At 64.5% G+C, this 15,812-nt stretch carries 22 protein-coding genes and 1 riboswitch; of the genes, 7 read left to right on the top strand and 15 right to left on the bottom strand.

Features of this window, described 5'->3' with window-relative positions:
• Window positions 1-18 precede the first annotated feature (18 nt).
• Both ABIB06_RS15265 and ABIB06_RS15260 read left to right on the top strand, forming a co-directional pair.
• Entirely contained in the window at window positions 19-285 is a 267-nt protein-coding gene (locus tag ABIB06_RS15265) for a DUF2277 domain-containing protein (RefSeq protein WP_092021683.1), read from the top strand.
• Window positions 286-381: 96 nt separating this feature from the next.
• Window positions 382-597 carry a hypothetical protein gene (locus tag ABIB06_RS15260; RefSeq protein ID WP_247347816.1) on the top strand — a complete coding sequence of 72 codons (216 nt, stop codon included), beginning with the start codon at window positions 382-384 and terminating at the stop codon, window positions 595-597.
• Between the two features lie 9 nt (window positions 598-606).
• On the opposite strand, the gene ABIB06_RS15255 is transcribed toward ABIB06_RS15260, so the two are convergent.
• The 3 genes from ABIB06_RS15255 to ABIB06_RS15245 all read right to left on the bottom strand — a co-directional run bounded on the left by ABIB06_RS15255 (window position 607) and on the right by ABIB06_RS15245 (window position 2,446).
• Window positions 607-1,116, bottom strand: a complete 510-nt coding sequence (locus tag ABIB06_RS15255) for a collagen-like domain-containing protein (RefSeq protein WP_354049162.1) — start codon at window positions 1,114-1,116, stop codon at window positions 607-609.
• A gap of 111 nt (window positions 1,117-1,227) precedes the next feature.
• Window positions 1,228-1,476, bottom strand: a complete 249-nt coding sequence (locus ABIB06_RS15250; RefSeq protein ID WP_354049163.1) for a helix-turn-helix domain-containing protein — start codon at window positions 1,474-1,476, stop codon at window positions 1,228-1,230.
• Between the two features lie 202 nt (window positions 1,477-1,678).
• On the bottom strand, window positions 1,679-2,446 hold the full coding sequence (locus ABIB06_RS15245) for an SDR family NAD(P)-dependent oxidoreductase (protein WP_354049165.1): 768 nt from the start codon (window positions 2,444-2,446) through the stop codon (window positions 1,679-1,681).
• 111 nt (window positions 2,447-2,557) lie between these two features.
• Here ABIB06_RS15245 and ABIB06_RS15240 point away from each other — a divergent pair, with 111 nt between their 5' ends.
• On the top strand, window positions 2,558-3,043 hold the full coding sequence (locus tag ABIB06_RS15240; protein ID WP_354068911.1) for a J domain-containing protein: 486 nt from the start codon (window positions 2,558-2,560) through the stop codon (window positions 3,041-3,043).
• On the opposite strand, the gene ABIB06_RS15235 is transcribed toward ABIB06_RS15240, so the two are convergent.
• From ABIB06_RS15235 to ABIB06_RS15225, 3 genes are all read right to left on the bottom strand, one after another.
• Window positions 2,926-3,675: a hypothetical protein gene (locus tag ABIB06_RS15235; protein WP_354049167.1), complete on the bottom strand. Its 750-nt coding sequence runs from the start codon at window positions 3,673-3,675 to the stop codon at window positions 2,926-2,928. The genes ABIB06_RS15240 and ABIB06_RS15235 overlap by 118 nt on opposite strands.
• A 259-nt stretch (window positions 3,676-3,934) precedes the next feature.
• Window positions 3,935-4,195: a hypothetical protein gene (locus tag ABIB06_RS15230; RefSeq protein WP_247347810.1), complete on the bottom strand. Its 261-nt coding sequence runs from the start codon at window positions 4,193-4,195 to the stop codon at window positions 3,935-3,937.
• A 163-nt stretch (window positions 4,196-4,358) separates the two neighbouring features.
• Window positions 4,359-4,745, bottom strand: coding sequence for a RidA family protein (locus ABIB06_RS15225; RefSeq protein WP_354049169.1), 387 nt, complete (start codon window positions 4,743-4,745; stop codon window positions 4,359-4,361).
• 446 nt (window positions 4,746-5,191) lie between these two features.
• On the opposite strand from ABIB06_RS15225, the gene ABIB06_RS15220 reads away from it, so the two are divergent.
• Window positions 5,192-5,626 (top strand): hypothetical protein, encoded by a 435-nt coding sequence (locus tag ABIB06_RS15220; RefSeq protein WP_354049170.1) that lies wholly within the window; start codon window positions 5,192-5,194, stop codon window positions 5,624-5,626.
• A gap of 149 nt (window positions 5,627-5,775) precedes the next feature.
• Here the strand turns inward: ABIB06_RS15220 and ABIB06_RS15215 are convergent, their stop codons facing one another.
• Complete coding sequence (locus ABIB06_RS15215) at window positions 5,776-6,486, bottom strand: glutathione S-transferase family protein (RefSeq protein ID WP_354049171.1); 711 nt, start codon at window positions 6,484-6,486, stop codon at window positions 5,776-5,778.
• Window positions 6,487-6,659: 173 nt separating this feature from the next.
• Here ABIB06_RS15215 and ABIB06_RS15210 point away from each other — a divergent pair, with 173 nt between their 5' ends.
• On the top strand, window positions 6,660-7,388 hold the full coding sequence (locus ABIB06_RS15210) for an SDR family oxidoreductase (RefSeq protein ID WP_354049173.1): 729 nt from the start codon (window positions 6,660-6,662) through the stop codon (window positions 7,386-7,388).
• A gap of 14 nt (window positions 7,389-7,402) precedes the next feature.
• On the opposite strand, the gene ABIB06_RS15205 is transcribed toward ABIB06_RS15210, so the two are convergent.
• Complete coding sequence (locus ABIB06_RS15205) at window positions 7,403-8,056, bottom strand: glutathione S-transferase family protein (RefSeq protein WP_354049174.1); 654 nt, start codon at window positions 8,054-8,056, stop codon at window positions 7,403-7,405.
• A 478-nt stretch (window positions 8,057-8,534) separates the two neighbouring features.
• Here ABIB06_RS15205 and ABIB06_RS15200 point away from each other — a divergent pair, with 478 nt between their 5' ends.
• Both ABIB06_RS15200 and ABIB06_RS15195 read left to right on the top strand, forming a co-directional pair.
• Window positions 8,535-8,759: a DUF6429 family protein gene (locus ABIB06_RS15200; RefSeq protein WP_247442672.1), complete on the top strand. Its 225-nt coding sequence runs from the start codon at window positions 8,535-8,537 to the stop codon at window positions 8,757-8,759.
• Between the two features lie 4 nt (window positions 8,760-8,763).
• A complete protein-coding gene (locus ABIB06_RS15195) occupies window positions 8,764-9,261 on the top strand; it encodes a DUF4262 domain-containing protein (RefSeq protein ID WP_247442669.1) in 498 nt (165 codons plus the stop codon).
• A 130-nt stretch (window positions 9,262-9,391) separates the two neighbouring features.
• Here ABIB06_RS15195 and ABIB06_RS15190 read toward each other — a convergent pair whose 3' ends face one another.
• The 7 genes from ABIB06_RS15190 to ABIB06_RS15160 form a co-directional block, all read right to left on the bottom strand.
• Window positions 9,392-9,943 (bottom strand): mismatch-specific DNA-glycosylase, encoded by a 552-nt coding sequence (locus ABIB06_RS15190; RefSeq protein ID WP_249811262.1) that lies wholly within the window; start codon window positions 9,941-9,943, stop codon window positions 9,392-9,394.
• Window positions 9,944-10,194: 251 nt separating this feature from the next.
• Window positions 10,195-12,093 (bottom strand): phosphomethylpyrimidine synthase ThiC, encoded by a 1,899-nt coding sequence (thiC, locus tag ABIB06_RS15185; RefSeq protein ID WP_354049178.1) that lies wholly within the window; start codon window positions 12,091-12,093, stop codon window positions 10,195-10,197.
• 186 nt (window positions 12,094-12,279) lie between these two features.
• On the bottom strand, window positions 12,280-12,888 hold the full coding sequence (locus ABIB06_RS15180; RefSeq protein WP_354049180.1) for a thiamine phosphate synthase: 609 nt from the start codon (window positions 12,886-12,888) through the stop codon (window positions 12,280-12,282).
• The gene (locus tag ABIB06_RS15175) at window positions 12,875-13,657 is read right to left on the bottom strand and encodes a thiazole synthase (protein WP_354049182.1); all 783 of its coding nucleotides are present in this window, start codon (window positions 13,655-13,657) and stop codon (window positions 12,875-12,877) included. The genes ABIB06_RS15180 and ABIB06_RS15175 overlap by 14 nt, the downstream gene beginning before the upstream one ends.
• Window positions 13,658-13,811: 154 nt before the next feature.
• Complete coding sequence (gene thiS / locus ABIB06_RS15170) at window positions 13,812-14,009, bottom strand: sulfur carrier protein ThiS (protein ID WP_279660912.1); 198 nt, start codon at window positions 14,007-14,009, stop codon at window positions 13,812-13,814.
• Window positions 14,000-15,010, bottom strand: a complete 1,011-nt coding sequence (locus ABIB06_RS15165) for an FAD-dependent oxidoreductase (protein WP_354049184.1) — start codon at window positions 15,008-15,010, stop codon at window positions 14,000-14,002. Before ABIB06_RS15165 ends, thiS begins: the two co-directional genes overlap by 10 nt.
• A riboswitch (TPP riboswitch) is annotated at window positions 14,998-15,126 on the bottom strand. It overlaps the preceding gene by 13 nt.
• A 66-nt stretch (window positions 15,127-15,192) precedes the next feature.
• Window positions 15,193-15,723, bottom strand: coding sequence for a transglycosylase SLT domain-containing protein (locus ABIB06_RS15160; protein WP_354049186.1), 531 nt, complete (start codon window positions 15,721-15,723; stop codon window positions 15,193-15,195).
• Window positions 15,724-15,812: the final 89 nt, after the last annotated feature.

Here is a 15,812-nt window from a genome sequence, read left to right as displayed (position 1 = left end):
AGCATCAGGAGAGACTGCATGTGCCGCAACATCAAGACGCTGTTCAATTTCGAGCCGCCGGCGACGGAGGATGAGATCCACGCCAGTGCGATCCAGTTCGTGCGAAAACTGTCCGGCTTCAACAAGCCGTCGCAGGCCAATGAGGCGGCCTTCGATCGCGCCGTGGCGGAGGTCTCGGAGGTCGCGCGAAAACTCCTGACGTCGCTGCACACTCATGCGCCGGCGCGCGATCGGGAAGTCGAGGCGGAAAAGGCGAAGGAACGCTCGCGGCTGCGTTTCGGTTAGGCGGCCTCGAACGTCGTTCCGTGATCTGCCTCACGGTGAAAGCGGTTTCAACGCGCGATGATGTTCGCCGGGCTTTTGACACCCCGGAGCACGACCATGAGCCGCCCCCTTCTTCCGCTGAAAGCAGGTGCCATCGTTTTCACGCTGCTGTGGACCGCGTGGATGACGTGGTGGAGCGGCTCGTCCTCGAGCGCGAGCATCGTAGTCCTCGCCTTCTGCGGCGCAGCAGTCGGCTATCTCTGGTACCGCGCCATGCGCTGGCAGTTCGAGCGCATGGGCATGCTGCCGCGACGCGAGAACGGGACGAAATAGATTCGTCTGTCAGTCCTTGTGGCCGTGCTTCTTCTTTTTCTTCTTCTTCCTGTGATCATCGCCTTCGCTGCCGTCGTCCCCGTCATCGAGGGGCACGTCGTCGACCTCCTGCACGGCGGCCTCCAGCGCCTCGCGCTCGGCAGCTTCATGCTCGCGCTGGCGGCGGCGTTCGTCCCAGGCGTCGAAAAGCTGATCGAGCCACGGTAACACTTGTTCGATCGACGGCAATTGGCCCGGAGGCCCGGCTTCACCACGCGCGCCCTGCGGGCCGGCGGGGCCTTGTGGGCCGGCTGATCCCTGCGCTCCGGCTACCCCGCGCGGGCCGGCTTCGCCCTGCTTGCCTTGCGGGCCGGGCTTGGCCAGCGGTCCGGCCTTTCCGATCGGGCCCGGCTTGCCCTCTGGCCCGGGCTTGCCGCGCGCGCCGTCCGGTCCCCGCTTGCCTGGATGACCCTGTGGTCCCGGCCGTCCCGGTTCGCCCTGACGTCCGCGCGGTCCCTGCCGTTTTTGTTCGTCTGCCACGCCACTGCTCCCTCTGCGGAAGCCAGCTACTTAGCGGCCTTTGACGGCAGCGGCAATTCCGCCCGGCATTGCGCAGGGTTTGATCAACATCAATCGGCTGCACGTCACGCGCTAGTCGTGATAGGCAGGGACCTCGATGCCGGAGGCGGCATAGATCCTGATCTTGTTGCGCAACGTGCGCACCGACAGGCCGAGCACGCGCGACGCGCGCGTCCGGTTGCCGTCGCAGCGCGCGAGTGTCTGGAGCACGAGCTCACGCTCGACCTCGTCGACGGTCGCGCCGATCAGCAGCGGAACGATCTGGTTCGGGGCAAGGAATTGCGCGCCCGGTTCGGACGTAGCGACATGAACAGTGGTCATCAAAACACCTCCCGATCGACGCCCGCTTCCATCTTTGGAAGCGGATCGAGAACCAACGACCCCCAAGCCGTAGATCTACGGTGGGCGGGTTTGGTTAATGAAAGGTTAACCGCGGGCGATCGCACCAATTGACCTCAGGATTGCCGCGAAGGCGCCGCGATTGGCGCGAGATGCATCGTGATGCGGGCATATCTCGCCCCGCTCACACCGTCCGGTATCCGCCGTCCACCATCACGATCGTTCCTGTCACGTAGGCCGACATATCCGACGCGAGGAAGATCGCGGGGCCCACGATGTCCTCGGGCTTGCCGGTGCGCGCCAGCGGGGTGTGATCGACGAAGGCCTGCACCAGCGCCGGATTCGTCGCGCGCACATTGGCGTTGATGTTGGTCTCGATGAAGCCCGGCCCGATCGCATTGACGCGCACGCCCTCCTTGCCGAGCTCGACCGCGAGCGCCTTGGTGAAGCCGAGCACGCCGTGCTTCGAGGTGGTGTAGGCCGCCGAACTCGGCGTGCGCAGATGCACGAAGGACTGGATCGAGCCGATATTGACGATGCGACCCTTAGCTGCGCGCAACGGGCTGAGGAACGCCTGCGTCATGTTGAAGACGCCGTTGAGGTTGAGCGAGATGATGTCGTTCCAGTCCTTCGCCACTGTCTCCGGCTCCGCGGTGAAGGCGTTGCGGCGGGTGATGCCGGCATTGTTGACGAGGATCGAGACCTGCCCGACCTTGTCGGCGACCTGCTTGGCGAGCGCAAAACAGTCGTCGCGTTTGGTCACGTCGAGCGCAAAGCTCTCGGCCTTGCCGCCGGCCTTGCGGATCCCCTCGGCGGCTGCCGCGACCGTGTCGGCGTTGACGTCGAGCAGCACGATCCGCGCGCCTTCGCGTGCGTAGCCTTCCGCGATTGCCCGGCCAATGCCGGAACCGGCGCCCGTGACGACGGCGATATGGTTAGCGAGCAATGCCATGACAATTTCCTCCCGATTTCGCTTCTAAGTTTCATGAAAGGCTAACCCGAAATTAAGGGGTCGGAAACGGCGGCCTTGGCATACTGATCTTCGTTGCTAAACGTTGCGCGCATGATGGAACGGCTTGAATCCTGGAAACTGGCACTCGAACGCCTGCGGTCGTCGCAAGGCGCCGATTGGGCCGAGGCGGGCCGGCTCGTCGCCGAGATCGTGCGGATGAGCACCGATACCATGCTGCGCCTGGCGGCCGAGCAGGCGCTGCCGGTGCTGCGCCAGGCCGTGGACAATGACGATCACAGCGTCACGCTGGCGGCCCAGCGGCGCATCGGCGTGGTCCTCGAGGTCGTTCATGATCTCACCGCGCCGCGCTTCGGCCGCCGCAACGCCATGCCGAAAAAACTGTCCAGCGAGGATCGCGCCCGCAAGGTGCTCGGCCTGCCGCTCGCCGTGCAGCTCACCTGCGAGGATATCAGCCAGGCCTATCGCCGCGCGGCCAAGGGCATGCACCCCGACCAGGGCGGCAGCGCCGAAGCCTTCATCGACCTCGCCGCCGCGCGCGATGTCCTGATCCATCCCCGCGCGTACAAGGACGCGTGAGAGCTCAGCTCTTGTTCACGCAGCTCGGATAGGGCGCGGCTTCGCCTGCTACGATCGGGCAGAGCTCGATCGGGCTGAGTGCGCGCATGCCAGCGGTCGTCGTTCACGGGTGGCTCGTCGCTTTCGGGGCCGCGCTCGGCCCACTGGATCGTGTAATAGTCGGTCGTGCCCTTGAGCGTGACCAGGAGTGCGGTCTCGCTGTGCCGGGTCGGGCCGCTGTCGACGCGGCCGCAGCCGATCACTGCGACGAAACCTTCGAAGCGGCCGAACGTGGTGGTGCCGAGCGGTCTTGCCGCAAAGCTGTCGGGGCAGGCGGATTTGAAACCGCTCGCGATCGAGCCCGCGAATTTCTCCGGCGATGAACCTGGAGTGAGCGTCATGCCCTTCTCGCCTGTCACGGTGATCATCTCGGTCCAGCGTTCCGGCGTCTCGCCCTTCAGCACCGCCTCGCGGATGTAGTGGCCGCCCGCGGTGTTCTCGAACACCGCGGAAAAATTCGACGGCATCGCGAAGCTGACCAGCTGGCCGAAGATTGGCGAGATCACGCGGAAGGATTGCGGGGCCTGCGCGTACGCCGTTGCGGCGAGCAGGAGCGATGCGGCGAGAATCGTTGCTGTCGCCGGTGCGCGCACCGATTGGCTCCAAAGCCACGAGGTAAAAAAACGAGCGGGCAAGGATGCTAGCATCGCATCCTTGCTGGGGAGGGGTGGTGCGAGACGCTTTTGGGCGCGCGCCCCGGACAAGATGTGAGTAGTTCCGCCAGGTGGCCAGGTTCAAAGCGCGTGCGCGGAAAATGCGTGATCTGGGCCGAAAAAATCGGCGGTGCGTCGAAAAGGAAAAGGGCGGATCGCTTAGGCAATCCGCCCTCAAATATGATCTGTCGCGTAAGGCTCAGAGCGTGCAGCGGCGCTCGGCGCGCAGCTTGATCTGAAGGTCCGAGGCGGCCGTGAAGGTCGGGAGCGGCTTGCTGACGACCTTGTAGGTCGAGACGCCCCACTGGAACGGCTTGTACTTGAGGTCCTCGTTCCAGACCTGGCAGATGCCGGTGTTGTCCCAGCGGATCACGTAATAGCCGACCGCGGCAGAGGCCGGCACGGCGAACACGGAGGTGGCGATGCCGGCAACGGCACAGAGGGCGAGAACGCGACGCATGAAATATCTCCTGATGGGAACGTGAGAAGGAAACTGGTGCGGCAAATCTGCGCGGCTGGCAAGCGGGGCGGCGACCGTTCACGGATATGTCAGCCGTTCGTCGGCTGTTCGGACGACCCTTATCCCTTGGCTGTCGCTTGATTATCCCTTGCCTATCCCTTGCCTATCCCTTGGCCAGCGAGGCCACCGCCTCGATCTCGATCAGCATCTTCGGATCGGGCAGCGCCTGGACCACGCAGGTGGTGCGGGCGGGGTAGGGTGGTGGGCCGAAGGCGCCGGCGTAGAGCGCGTTCATGGCGGCGACGTCGGAGGCGCGGGTCAGGAGCACGTTGACCTTGACGAGATCGCGGAAGCCGGCGCCGGCCTCCTCCAGCACGCGCTTGATGTTGACGACGACGTTGGCGAACTGCGCCTCGAAGCCATCGGGCAGCGCGCCGCCGGCGTCGAAGCCGGGAATGCCGGAGACGAACAGGAGATCACCGGCGCGCGTGGCAAAGGACAGCGGCGGCGCCTTGACGTGCGGCGGGGGCGCGAAATGCTGGATCGGCATGGATCACCTCGGATGGACGGCTGGAGGCGGTAAGCGTAGCGGCAGGTCGGGCCCGCTCCAACAAAAAACGCGAAAACAACCCCATGCACAGTAGGCATCCTGCGGGAACCATTGATGTTTTTTTTGGCTTCGGAAAAGCAAAATAATCGATTGCTCCGTCGGGCAAAACAGGGGCAGAATGGCATGATGGCAGTGGTGCCTGGTCGCGCCAAACTCCGCCGTCATGCCCCGGCTCGACCGGGGCATCCAGTACGCCGCGGCGTCTCGGTATCCCACCGCGATCTCTGGAATACTGGATCGTCCGGTCAAGCCGGACGATGACAGTTGAGCGTGTGCTACAGACCGCGATTCACGCCCACCCCATCATGTTGCCGCCGCGATGCATCGGATACATTCGCCGCGTCTGATTCGCTTCCCTCCTTGAAAAATAGCCCCCGGAGACCCCCATGAAGATCGCATCCGCCTTCCGCGCCGCGCTGCTCGGCATTGCAGCGCTTGCCGGCCTCTCGACCTCCGCGCTGGCCGACGGCGGCACCGTGGTGCTGACGATCTACAAGGCGGGCTGGATCATCGGCGGGTCCGGCGGCTCGGGCGTGCTGAGCTTCCGCGGCCGCTCCTATTCGCTCTCGACCGGCGGGCTCGATTACGGCCTGGTCTTCGGCGGCTCCAAAACCGTGCTGCGCGGCCGCGTCTCCAACATCAACCGGCCCTCCGACATCGCCGGCGTCTACGGCGCCGCCGGTGCCGGCATCGCGATCGGCCGCGGCGCGCGTGCGATCGTGCTGTCCAACCAGAAGGGCGCCGTGCTCGAGCTGTCCGGCACACAGGTAGGCCTGATGGCGAATGCGGATCTGAGCGGGCTCGCGATCACGATGCGGTAGGGCGTGTAGAGGGGGCAAAGGCGCGCAAGCACCGTGCCCCTCATTGCGGTGTTAGACCCTCATGGTGAGGAGGCGCGTAGCGCCGTCTCGAACCATGCGGGCCCGTCTCGCCCGCGGCCATCCTTCGAGACGATCGCTTCGCGATCTCCTCAGGATGAGGTCTGTGGTTGCGGCGTCACCGCCGCATGAATCCGCCCGCAATGCGCGACGAGATTTGTGTGCGGATCGACGAACGCCTTCAGCGGCGTCGGGATTGGGAAGTAATAGATGTTGGCGATGAAGCCGTAGATGCCGGCATCGATGCTGGTCGGCGCCTGGCCGTGCACGAAGCCGGTCGCCGGCACGATCTCGACCAGCACCTGCAGATCGGCGAGCCCCCGCGCGTAAGCCTGCTCGGGCGTATAGCGGCCGATGCCCTGGAAATGATAGCGCTGCGAATTATACGCCTTCGCCTTCTCGAATCCTGTCGCGTCGATCTGCTTGTGCTGCGCGATGAAGGCGTCGCGAAACGCCGGATAATAGCGCTCGTCCTTCCAGCGCGAATACGACATCACCCAGTAGAGATCGTCGAGCATGCGCGTGACGAGATGGTTGGTCCGCCTCTGCTCCGCAGTTAGCGCTGCATCGATGGTGAGGCGGTACTTCGCGATCGCGTGCGCGACGATGGTCTCGCTGTCGCCGATCGTCTCGCCGTCATCCACGATATAGGGCAGCTGCCCGCGCGGCGCGGCGGAGGCGTCGAACACGTGCTCATGCACGAACGGCACGCCCGCGAGCTTCAGGAAGGCATAGACCTTGAGGCCGTAGCCGTTGTTGTCGGCGACGCCGAACAGGTCTGGATAGGAATAGAGGGTCAGCATGGGATGCTCCTCGAGCTGAAGTCGTATCTCCGCAGTGACGGGCTTGCAACAGTCCCGCTTTGTGCGCCGCCTCCTTCGGCGGACGATGGCATCGTCGCCGGTTTGTCCCCGACAACGTCGCCCGGGATCGCTATACTCCGGATCCTGCTGACCTCGGCGAGATGGGGATCCCTATGGCGAGAGACTTGGAAGGCAAGGTTGCGGCCGTGACCGGCGCTGCGTCGGGCATCGGATTGGCCAGCACCGAGGCGATGTTGGCCGCGGGCGCGCGCGTGGTGATGGTCGACCGCGACGAGGCCGCGCTGAATGCGCTCGGCGACAAGCATGGCGACGCAGTGATCCCGCTGCTCGTCGACCTGCTGGACCCAAAGGATTGCGCAACGCTGCTGCCGCGCGTTCTGGAGCAGGCCGGCCAGCTCGACATCCTGCATGCGAATGCCGGCACCTATGTCGGTGGCGATCTGGTCGATGCCGACACCATGGCGATCGACCGGATGCTGAACCTGAATGTCAACGTCGTGATGAAGAACGTGCACGACGTGCTGCCGCACATGATCGCGCGCCGGACCGGCGACATCATCGTCACCAGTTCGCTGGCGGCGCATTTTCCGACGCCGTGGGAGCCGGTCTATGCGTCGTCCAAATGGGCGATCAACTGCTTTGTCCAGACGGTGCGGCGCCAGGTCTTCAAGCACGGCATCCGCGTCGGCTCGATCTCGCCCGGCCCGGTTGTCAGCGCACTGCTCGCGGACTGGCCCCCGGAGAAGCTGAGGGAAGCCAGGGAATCGGGAAGCCTGCTGGAGGCCAGCGAAGTGGCTGACGTCGTGATGTTCATGCTGACGCGGCCGCGCGGCATGACAATTCGTGACGTGGTGATGCTGCCGACCAATTTCGATCTTTAGAGCGCCAACCGACCCTACGAACCCTTCGATGCGGCGATGAAAACCGCCAGTTGAGCGTCGAAAGCGCGCCTGAAGGCCGGCCGCGCTTCGCCGCGGGCGACATAGGCGGCGATATCTGGATATTCGTCCAGCAGGCCCGATGCGTTCAACCTGCGCAGCACGGTCACCATCATGAGATCGCCGGCGCTGAATGCGCCGTCGAGCCAATCGGCATCGCCGAGGCGACGGGACAATTCGCCGAGCCTGACGCGGACGCGATCCTTCAGGACCGGCAGGCGCTCCGCGTACCAGCTCTTGTCGCGCTCGAACAGCATGGCCATCCCGAGCTCGACGATCGGCGGCTCCAGCGTGCTCAGCGCGGCAAACATCCACGCGATCGCGCGCGCCCGGGCGTTCGGCTCAGTCGGCAGCAGCCCGGCATGGCGGTCGGCAATATGGAGCATGATGGCGCCGGACTCGAACAGGGCGAGATCACCGTCCTCATAGGTCGGGATCTGCCCGAACGGATGCAGCGTGCGATGCGCCGACTCTTTCATCGCTTTGAACGAAACCAGTCGCACGTCGTAAGGCTGGCCCACTTCCTCGAGCGCCCAGCGAACGCGCATGTCGCGCGCCTGTCCCCTGCCGCGATCGGGCGAGCTTTCGAAGGCGGTGATGATGGGGGGCATTTGGCGGGCTCCGGGGTGGTGTCGCGTTGTGTCCAGAGGACGATTGGCGGGGACGGTTTCCGACAGACTATCTGGATTTCCTGGGGCGTATGCGAAGCCAGATCCTCATGGTGAGGAGGCGCGCAGCGCCGTCTCCGGACGATGCTTCGCATCGCTCGGAGAACCATGCAGGGTCGCATCTCGCCCGCGGCGATCCTTCGAGACGCCTGCTTCGCAGGCTCCTCAGGATGAGGTCGGCGGGTGTGAGTGATGCGGTAGCAGCCGACCCGGCCGCGGCGGTCGTACACCTTTCGTCATTGCGAGCGGAGCGAAGCAATCCAGAGCCTGTTCGCGGCGGCAGTCTGGATTGCTTCGCTTCGTTCGCAATGACGGTTGCGGTCATACTGCGATCATTTGAACGAGCCAGCACGTGCCGGGGGGCATTGCGGATTCCGGATTGCCCAATAGGATACGCGAAACTGCTCACGAGGATTGCGAGATGGCAATCAACAAGGACAAGATCGACGACGCCGCGCTGGCCCTGCTCTATCTGACCCTGCACGGTCAGTATCGGGCATGGAAGGGATTCGATTGGGATGTGCTCGACCGTCTTCATGAAAAGGGCATGATTGACGATCCCGTCGGCAAGGTGAAGTCGGTGGTGTTCACGCCTGAGGGACTTGAACGCGCGAAGACACTGTTCAAGGAGTTATTCGAGGAGTAATGCCGTGTCGCCGCGCATGCTGGACAATTTCGAATGGCCCAAGCCCGATGGAGCGCCGGACGAGGCCATTTTTCGCAACGTCCGCAATCATGGCTGCCATATCGTCGGCATTCCGGACGCCAATCCGCCGTTTGCATTTTCAATCGGCCTCTTTCTGAACTACGGTCACCCCGAGCTGATCATCTTCGGCCAGCGCTCGGAGAACGCGCAGGCGATCATCAATCTTGTTCGCGATCGCGTGGCGGAGGGGCACACATTCGTCGACGGCGATATCTGCGGTGATCTTCTGGAGAACGATTACAAGCTCGGCTTCTGGCAAGTGCCGTTCAAGGCTTACCCCGAATATCTCGGCACGGCGGTCTGGTTCTACTCCAACTCCCGGCTCGCATTCCCCTGCCTCCAGATCATCTGGCAGGACGTCAATCGACACTTCCCCTGGGAGGCGGAATGCAGAGCAGATGTCAAAGAGGATCAGCCGTTGTTGAAGAAGACGGTTTCTTGACGTCTCGCGCTACGCTCCTGAGGCGCAAGCGGCACCCCTCATGGTGAGGAGGCGCGCAGCGCCGTCTCGAACCATGCAGGCCCGCATCTCGCCCGCGGCGATCCTTCGAGACGCCTGCTTCGCAGGCTCCTCAGGATGAGGTCGGTGGGTGTTGAGCGTCCGGCAAACCGAGCCACGCCGCAAGCTCGCGCCACGGCTCCAGCGTCCAGTGACCGGACGCTGCACCCGACGGTGAGGCGAGCACGAATATCTCCGGCAAGCTCCCGTCGGCTTGCTGCCGTCCAAGTGAGATTACGCTCGACGACCTGCCATAAAACAAGCTCGCAGCCTTCTTGCTCGTGAACGCAATCGTCCTCGGCCGATACTTTTCGATCTTGGCCCTGAATCCCGGCACGTCGATCGACGCGGCCTCGATCTGGTGATCCATCCCGGCGCCAGACTTGGAGAGATCGGTGAAGCCGATCCCGAGGTCAAGCAGCGCCGCGAACTCGCCCGGCTGATAGCGCCGCGGCGTGATCCCGGCCTCATGAATCGCGCGCCAGAAGCGGTTGCCAGGATGGGCGTAGTAGTGCCCGAGGCCGGCCGACCGCGTGCTGGCGGCGGTGCCGACGAAGACGAGGCGGAGGTTTTCGCGAAGTTGGTCGGGGAGGCGGTACAGGGTGTGCTCGGGCACGTCAGACATCCAGGCAGTAGCCCGCATGAGCGCTCCGGGCTCTTTCAGTCTATCGATCCATTCGCCGCTTTGGCCATGGAAAGCACCTTTCTGCTCTCAAGGTTATGAGGCGTCCGTTGTGGTTTCAAGTATCGTGCCGGTCCCACCCAAATTCTCAAGCTGCACACCTAGATGGATGCCATCAGAAATGAAGCCGAGCTCTCGCCCGGCTTCGTTTCCGATGGATGCCCGAGCAAGCCCGGGCATGACGAGCGCAGAGCTCACAACACCCGATTGCTCTCCTTCACCTTCTCCGCATCCAGATACAAGTTCTCGCCCATCTCCTTGAACTTCGCGCTCATCTTGGCCATGCCGTCCTCGGCGGTCCCGCTCATCGACATCCCCACACCGTTCGGATCGTTCAGCGTCGCCGCATAATCCCGCACGTCCTGGGTGATCTTCATCGAGCAGAATTTTGGGCCGCACATCGAGCAGAAATGCGCGACCTTGTGGGCTTCCTTCGGCAGGGTCTCGTCGTGGAAGTTTTTCGCGGTCTCGGGGTCGAGGCCGAGGTTGAACTGGTCGCTCCAGCGGAAGTCGAAACGGGCGCGGGAGAGGGCGTCGTCGCGCAGCTGTGCGGCCGGGTGGCCCTTGGCGAGATCGGACGCGTGGGCGGCGATCTTGTAGGTGATGACGCCAACCTTGACGTCGTTGCGGTCGGGCAGGCCGAGATGCTCCTTCGGCGTGACGTAGCAGAGCATGGCGCAGCCGAACCAGCCGATCATGGCCGCACCGATGCCCGAGGTGATGTGGTCGTAGCCCGGCGCGATGTCGGTGGTCAGGGGCCCGAGGGTGTAGAACGGGGCCTCGCCGCACTCCTTGAGCTGCTTGTCCATGTTGATCTTGATCTTGTGCATCGGCACGTGGCCGGGGCCCTCGATCATGACCTGGCAGCCCTTGTCCCACGCGATCTTGGTGAGTTCTCCCAGCGTCTCGAGTTCGGCGAACTGCGCGCGGTCATTGGCGTCGGCGATCGAGCCCGGGCGCAGGCCGTCGCCGAGCGAGAACGAAACGTCATACTTGCGCATGAGGTCGCAGATCTCGTCGAAATGGGTGTAGAGGAAGCTCTCCTTGTGATGCGCCAGGCACCACTTCGCCATGATCGAGCCGCCACGCGAGACGATGCCGGTGACGCGGTTCGCGGTGAGGTGGATGTACTGCAGCCGCACGCCGGCGTGGATGGTGAAATAGTCGACGCCCTGCTCGCACTGCTCGATCAGCGTATCCTTGTAGAGCTCCCAGGTCAGCTTGACCGGATCGCCGTCGCATTTCTCGAGCGCCTGATAAATGGGAACGGTGCCGATCGGCACCGGCGCGTTGCGCAGGATCCATTCGCGGGTGGTGTGGATGTTGCGGCCCGTCGAGAGGTCCATCACGGTGTCGGCGCCCCAGCGGATCGCCCACACCATCTTCTCGACCTCTTCCTCGACCGATGACGTCACCGCCGAGTTGCCGATATTGGCGTTGATCTTGGTCAGGAAGTTGCGGCCGATGATCATCGGCTCGAGCTCGGAGTGGTTGATGTTGCAGGGGATGATGGCGCGGCCGCGCGCGATCTCGCTGCGGACGAACTCCGGCGTGATGAAGGCGGGGACCTCTGCGCCGAAGCTCTCGCCGTCGGCAAGCGCTGCCTCGGCGCGCCCGAGCTGCTGCTTGCGGCCGAGATTTTCACGCGCCGCGACGTAGATCATCTCCTTGGTGATGATGCCGGCGCGGGCGAATTCGAGCTGCGTGATCATGTTGCCGTCGAGGCCGCGCAGCGGCTGGTGATAGGCGGAGAAGGCACGCGCGGCCTTGTCGGTGGAGACGCTGCCATTGTCCTCCGGCTTGATCTGCCGGCCGTGATATTCCTCGACGCCGCCGCGCTCCAGCACCCAGGCCTTGCGGCCGCGCGCGAGACCGGCGTTGACGTCGATGGTCACGCTTGGGTCGGTGTAGGGGCCCGAGGTGTCGTAGACCGGCAGGTTCGGCTCGCCGGCGCCTTCGGAGAGGATGATCTCGCGCAAGGGTACGCGGATATCAGGCGCGGCGTCCGGGGACGCGAAGATTTTTCGTGACGAGGGCAGCGGGCCAGTGGTGACGGCAGGGATGGTTTTTTCAGGGTTGGAGCGGATGTTCATGGGATCCTCCTAGTTAGTTCGTTGGCATCGCTGCGCGAGAGACAAATACCGCTGTCATCCCCGCGAAGGCGGGGATCCAGTATTCCGAGGCGGTGCGGCTAGAGCCGAGAAGCCGCGGCGTACTGGATCGCCCGGTCAAGCCGGGCGATGACGGTGGAGTGTGTGGAAGGCTTTGGAGATGAAGCATCACGCCGCCTCCTTCGCCTGGCCGAGCCATTGCCGCACCCGCGCATCCGGGTCGGCATTCTGGGTGACGTCGCTGACGACGGCGATGGAATCCGCGCCTGCCGCAAAGATCTCCGCGGCCTGCTCGAACTTGATGCCGCCGATCGCGACCAGCGGGATGGGGCCGATGCGCTTCTTCCACTCCGGGATCTTTGGAATGCCCTGCGGCGCGAAGCGCATCGATTTGAGCGTGGTGAAGAAGATCGGGCCCAGCGCGACATAATCGGGTTTGGCGGCGAGCGCGGTCTCAAGCTCCACCTCGTCATGGGTGGAGACGCCGAGCGACAGGCCGGCCTCGCGAATGGATTTGAGGTCGGCGTCCGCAAGGTCCTCCTGGCCGAGATGCAGGTACTTTGCACCAGCGACGATCGCCGCGCGCCAGTAATCGTTCACGACCAGCTTGGCTGGCGTGCCGTTCGTGATCGCCAGCGCGTCGCTGACGATTTGCAGCGCCTGCGAATCGTCGAGATCTTTCGCGCGCAGCTGGATGGTGCCGACGCCGAGCTTGGTCAGGCGCTCGACCCAGGCGAGGCTGTCGACGACGGGATAGAACGGATCAGGATACGGCATGCCAGAACGGGGTCCCAACGACAGGGGTGGAGGGGGAGGCGAAATCGCGGGCGTTCATCAGCCCGGCTTCGTATGCGGTGCGGCCGGCCTCGACGCCGAGGCGGAAGGCGTTGGCCATGGCGACGGGATCGGCGGCTTTTGCAATGGCGGTGTTGAGCAGCACGGCGTCGTAGCCGAGCTCGAGCGCCTCGGCCGCGTGCGACGGCGCGCCGATGCCGGCGTCGACCACCAGCGTGATGTCGGGCAGCCGCTCGCGCATCAGTTTTAGCGCGTCGCGGTTGGTGATGCCTTTTGCGCTGCCGATCGGAGCGGCCCACGGCATTACCACCTGACAGCCGGCATCGACCAGCCGGTTCGCAACCGAAAGATCTTCGGTGCAATAGGGGAACACCTCGAAGCCGTCCTTGATCAGGATGGTAGCGGCCTCGACCAGGCCGACGACGTCGGGCTGCAGCGTATCGTTGTCGGCGATCACTTCGAGCTTGATCCAGGACGTCGCAAACAATTCGCGTGCGAGCTTTGCCGTCGTCACCGCCTCGCGCACGCTGCGGCAGCCGGCGGTGTTCGGCAGCACTGTCACGTCGAGCTCGCGGATCAGCTTCCAGAACGCATCGCCGCTCTTGCCGCCGGCGGATTCGCGCCGCAGCGACACCGTGACGATGCTCGAGCCGGAGGCGCGGATCGCCGACTGCATGATCGCAGGCGAGGGATAGAGCGCGCTGCCGATCAGCAGGCGGGAGGCGAAGGTTTTGCCGTAGAAGGTCACCATGTGGGAGGTGTCTCCTCGATTGACCCTGTCATCCCCGCGAAGGCGGGGATCCAGTACGCCGCGGCCGCGCGGCTGGAACCGAGACGCCGCGGCGTACTGGATCGCCCGGTCAAGCCGGGCGATGACAGCGGAGTGTTTGGCGAGCGCATCCCCATCACCCTCCCTGCCGCGGCGTGATGATCTCGATCTCGTCGCCGGCTTTAAGGTGGGTCTCGGCCCAGCGGCTCTTCGGCACGACGTCGTAGTTCAGCGCGATCGCGAAATGGGTGCCCTCGTAGTCGAGCTCGCTCAGCAGCGCGTCGACGCTGGCCGAGTTTATCTCGCGATGCTCGCCGTTAACGATCACGCGCATTGCATCACCTCATTATCGATCTGGCCGCGCTCGATATAGGCGAGCGTCAGTTCGGCCAAAACAGGTGCGATCAGGAAGCCGTGGCGGTAGAGCCCGTTCACGCTGATCTTGCCGCCGCGAATGCCGATCCGCGGCAGATTGTCGGGGAAAGCCGGACGCAGGCCGGAGCCGAATTCGACGATGCGGGCCTCGCCGAAGGCGGGATGCACGGCATAGGCCGCGCCGAGCAGCTCCAGCGCCGAGCGCACGCTGACGCCGGTGTCCTCGGCCTCGATCGAGGTCGCGCCCAGCATGAACAGATTGTGCTCTCGCGGGATCACGTAGAGCGGCCAGCGCGGATGGATCAGCCGCACCGGGCGCGCAAGCTGCACCTCGTCCGTTTCGATCAGGATCATCTCGCCCTTGACGCCGCGCAAGTCGGGCTGATCGTCGCGCGCAGAAAGGCCGCGGCAGTCGATCACGATGCCGTCGAGATCCCCGGCGGAAACGTCGCTGTCGAACTTGATGGTGCCGCCGGCGGCGCGGATGCGCTCGTGCAGTTTCGGCAGCACGCGGCGCGGCTCGACATGGCCTTCGGTCGGAAAAAACAGCGCGTCGCGGAAGCGGCCTTCGAGCGACGGCTCGAGCTGGGCAAGACTGGCGGCATCGAGCCGGCGATGGCCCTCGGTCATCCGGGCAAAGCGCTCAAAATCGTTGCGCTCGCGCGGATGGGCGACGACCAGCGAGCCGTTGAAGGGGGTGTCAGGCAGCTCGCGCCGCCAGATGTCGAGCGAGCGCAGGCCGAGCCTGGAGATGATCGGCTCGGAAACTTCCGCCTCGCAATAAGGCGCGAGCATGCCGCCGGCCCAATGGCTGGTGGCATCGGTCATTTCGGCGTCACCGCGCTCGTGCAAGGTGACCGCGTGGCCGGCCTGCGCGAACAACAAGGCCTGCCAGGCGCCCGCAATGCCTGCGCCGATGATGGATATCGAAGAATCCGGTCGTTTGGTCGTCTGCAACATCCCTGTCCCTTCGCCGGCATGACCCGGATCAGGTTCAAAGGGTCACCGCGGTCCTGGGCCGGTTGGCCCATTTAGCGGTATCTCAGCTCCTCCTCGGAGCACCCCTCGGAACGGCTCTAATGTATGCCAGTGACGGGCTGTGTCAACTGACGGGCTGTGGTGTCAACGCGGTTGGCAGGAACTTACCTGGGCGCCTGCGCCCGGGCGTTGCCGACGCGCTGGGCGAGCTTTCGGTGCGGTACGGTGCCGAACATCGGCTGCGGATTGCCGTTCGGCTCGAGCCAAGGCTCGCCCGTATTGGCGACCTGGACCTCCTGCCGCTGCCGCTTTGCGACATAGTAATAGCCGCCCGCGAAATAACGCACGGCTCGGGCGTGATCGCCATTGGCGGCGTGATAGGCGCCGGCGAGGTATTTGACGGCATAGGTGAGGTTGGTGTTGGGATCGCGCAGGCCTGCGGCATCGCCGGTGTAGCCGACACCGCGGGCGGTCGCGAGCTTGATCTGCATCAGCCCGATGGTGCCGCCATGACCGACCAGGCCGGGCTGATAGCGGCTCTCGCGCATGATCACGCGGTGCACCAGCGCTTCCGGCACGCCGTTGGCGCGCGCATGGGCCGCGACCATCTCGGCGTACTCCGCTTCGCCCGCGAATGCGGCCTGCGGCAACGTCAGTCCGGCCGCGAGCAGCGCGGCAATACGTAAAATTTTCATCAGATATCCCCCGAGGTCCTTGGGTAACCTGCACTGGAACCGTTAGGACTCTTGAACGCGGCGATGATGTGGCGAAACGCCGCCGATTA

The sequence above is a fragment of the Bradyrhizobium sp. LB8.2 genome (assembly GCF_040548035.1).
Taxonomy (GTDB): Bacteria; Pseudomonadota; Alphaproteobacteria; order Rhizobiales; family Xanthobacteraceae; genus Bradyrhizobium.
The sequence above is the reverse complement of the archived record's forward strand: the minus strand, read 5'-3'. Positions and strand labels throughout refer to the sequence as shown.

Excerpts from the sequence above, each read along its gene's own strand:
- ABIB06_RS15210 (WP_354049173.1), top strand. The coding sequence starts at position 6,660 with ATGGCGAGAGACTTGGAAGGCAAGGTTGCGGCCGTGACCGGCGCTGCG.
- ABIB06_RS15200 (WP_247442672.1), top strand. The coding sequence starts at position 8,535 with ATGGCAATCAACAAGGACAAGATCGACGACGCCGCGCTGGCCCTGCTC.
- ABIB06_RS15240 (WP_354068911.1), top strand. The coding sequence starts at position 2,558 with ATGATGGAACGGCTTGAATCCTGGAAACTGGCACTCGAACGCCTGCGG.
- thiC (WP_354049178.1), bottom strand. The coding sequence starts at position 12,093 with ATGAACATCCGCTCCAACCCTGAAAAAACCATCCCTGCCGTCACCACT.
- ABIB06_RS15180 (WP_354049180.1), bottom strand. The coding sequence starts at position 12,888 with ATGCCGTATCCTGATCCGTTCTATCCCGTCGTCGACAGCCTCGCCTGG.
- ABIB06_RS15250 (WP_354049163.1), bottom strand. The coding sequence starts at position 1,476 with ATGACCACTGTTCATGTCGCTACGTCCGAACCGGGCGCGCAATTCCTT.
- ABIB06_RS15260 (WP_247347816.1), top strand. The coding sequence starts at position 382 with ATGAGCCGCCCCCTTCTTCCGCTGAAAGCAGGTGCCATCGTTTTCACG.
- ABIB06_RS15265 (WP_092021683.1), top strand. The coding sequence starts at position 19 with ATGTGCCGCAACATCAAGACGCTGTTCAATTTCGAGCCGCCGGCGACG.
- ABIB06_RS15190 (WP_249811262.1), bottom strand. The coding sequence starts at position 9,943 with ATGTCTGACGTGCCCGAGCACACCCTGTACCGCCTCCCCGACCAACTT.
- ABIB06_RS15245 (WP_354049165.1), bottom strand. The coding sequence starts at position 2,446 with ATGGCATTGCTCGCTAACCATATCGCCGTCGTCACGGGCGCCGGTTCC.
- thiS (WP_279660912.1), bottom strand. The coding sequence starts at position 14,009 with ATGCGCGTGATCGTTAACGGCGAGCATCGCGAGATAAACTCGGCCAGC.
- ABIB06_RS15220 (WP_354049170.1), top strand. The coding sequence starts at position 5,192 with ATGAAGATCGCATCCGCCTTCCGCGCCGCGCTGCTCGGCATTGCAGCG.
- ABIB06_RS15215 (WP_354049171.1), bottom strand. The coding sequence starts at position 6,486 with ATGCTGACCCTCTATTCCTATCCAGACCTGTTCGGCGTCGCCGACAAC.
- ABIB06_RS15230 (WP_247347810.1), bottom strand. The coding sequence starts at position 4,195 with ATGCGTCGCGTTCTCGCCCTCTGTGCCGTTGCCGGCATCGCCACCTCC.
- ABIB06_RS15160 (WP_354049186.1), bottom strand. The coding sequence starts at position 15,723 with ATGAAAATTTTACGTATTGCCGCGCTGCTCGCGGCCGGACTGACGTTG.
- ABIB06_RS15205 (WP_354049174.1), bottom strand. The coding sequence starts at position 8,056 with ATGCCCCCCATCATCACCGCCTTCGAAAGCTCGCCCGATCGCGGCAGG.
- ABIB06_RS15175 (WP_354049182.1), bottom strand. The coding sequence starts at position 13,657 with ATGGTGACCTTCTACGGCAAAACCTTCGCCTCCCGCCTGCTGATCGGC.
- ABIB06_RS15225 (WP_354049169.1), bottom strand. The coding sequence starts at position 4,745 with ATGCCGATCCAGCATTTCGCGCCCCCGCCGCACGTCAAGGCGCCGCCG.
- ABIB06_RS15165 (WP_354049184.1), bottom strand. The coding sequence starts at position 15,010 with ATGTTGCAGACGACCAAACGACCGGATTCTTCGATATCCATCATCGGC.